The organism is Cryobacterium sp. TmT2-59 (assembly GCF_004403545.1).
GTDB lineage: Bacteria > Actinomycetota > Actinomycetes > Actinomycetales > Microbacteriaceae > Cryobacterium > Cryobacterium shii.
This window is the reverse complement of sequence record NZ_SOGM01000026.1, coordinates 1-1,651: the sequence shown is the minus strand read 5'-3', so window position 1 is coordinate 1,651 and position 1,651 is coordinate 1. Positions and strand designations below refer to the sequence as shown.

Annotated in this window: 1 protein-coding gene; it reads right to left on the bottom strand. The window is 64.6% G+C overall.

Annotated elements, in window-relative coordinates; genetic code table 11:
- Positions 1-136: 136 nt before the first annotated feature.
- Positions 137-1,531, bottom strand: a complete 1,395-nt coding sequence (locus tag E3T24_RS04455; protein WP_134434331.1) for an IS1380 family transposase — start codon at positions 1,529-1,531, stop codon at positions 137-139.
- Positions 1,532-1,651 lie beyond the last annotated feature (120 nt).

The window sequence follows — 1,651 nt, the reverse complement described above, 5'->3', positions numbered from 1 at the left end:
GCCTCGATCCACCGGTCAGCCTGGCTGATCCGGGTCACCGGCGTTTGATCTGAGGTTTCTGGTGGTGGGCATGGCGGTGCGGCCGGCCCTGCTGCCGGTGGTGTTCCTGGTTTGGTTGCGCCGTGGGGCTGGGTGGTCAGATGGTGGCTGTTCGTGGCGGGCCGCAGGCCGCCGCGAACAGGGCTGTCCATCCGGTTTCCCAGGGCCAGCTGGCCGGGAGATGCAGGACGTGTTTCCGGGCCGAGGTCGAGATACGGGCCGGAATCTGAATCAGTTTGCGGCGGATGGTTCCGGTGCGTGCCTTGCCGAGGGTGCTGCCGGCGATGGTGCCGGCGGCGCGGGCGAGGTTGAACGCGATCGTGGCCAGCACCAGCCAGGCGGCGTTGGCGGTGAATTTCCCGGAGGGCAGGTGCGCCAGCGCACTGTCTTTGAGGTCGGCGTTGACCTGCTCGATGATCGCGTGTTGCCGGTGGGTTTTGTCTGCGGTGACGGTGTCCAGGGTGCTGGTGGTGAAGAACGCGTGGAACCGGTGCGTGTCGAAGAGGGTGGGTTGTCCGGCGCCTTCGAACGGGTTCAGTTCCGGGATCCGCCGCACGACCAAGCGTCCCGTGATTCGTTCGCTGATCTTCCTCGAGCTGAACGCGGTGAACGGCACCTCGGCGACCTCGGCGGAGGAAATCCAGGTGCCGGTGGTCTCGTCCCGGATCGCGTCGGTGTAATCAATCGTCGTCCAGGCGTCATCAGGGATCGTGGCGATAGCGCGTTTCACGGCCGGATCCATGCGGGCGGTGATGGAGACTTTCGCGCCGGCCCGGTGCGCGGCCGAGACCACAGCATGGCCATAGAACGCGCTGTCGGCGCGCAGCAGCACCAGCCCGGACGCGGTCCCTGAGCGCAACCGTGTCACGGTCGCCAGGACATCGGCCACGAACTTCCCCGCCCCGCGCGGGGACCCGGCGGCGCCTTTCCGGAGCCGGGCGCCGATGATGACCGGCGCGGCAGATGTCGTCGAGACGATTCCGATCAACGCGTTCAGCCCGCGCACTCCGGAGTATCCGTAGCCGGAGCCCTGTTTTTTGTAACCGTGGACTTCTTTGATGGTGTCGTCGATATCGACCAGGGCGTAGTCATCGATCCCGGCTACGATCGGTGCGACCTGGGCGACGTTGACCAGCCACCGCCTGGCGACTGCGTCGAGCTGGCGGACGTGGCCGAAAGTGAACGCACGCAGGAACGAGCCCAGAGTGGAGGGTGCGTAGGTGCCGACGAAGAGTTTCTTCATCCCGCCGTGCCGGAGCAGGGCCATATCGTCGATGGAATCGGCGCCGGCGAGCATCCCCGCGACCAAAGCGGTGACCTTTAACCCGGCGTTCGCACCGAAGTAGCCGGGCAACGTCAACCACCGATTAGCCAGCTCGGCCAGACCCGTCGAGACCGCCAAGGCCATCGCCGGAATGAGCCCGGCAGCCGACACGAGATTGGTGTCGTCGAAGATCGCTGACAGGGACGTGGATCTATGGAACAGTTGCATCTACGAGATGTCCTCTTGATGTGGTGAATAAACGCCGTGGTAAGCCTTATTTTTCCTGATCAAAAGGGCATTCTCTATTTAACGCGCCGCTAACTCCTCAACTCGACCGGTGGATCGAGG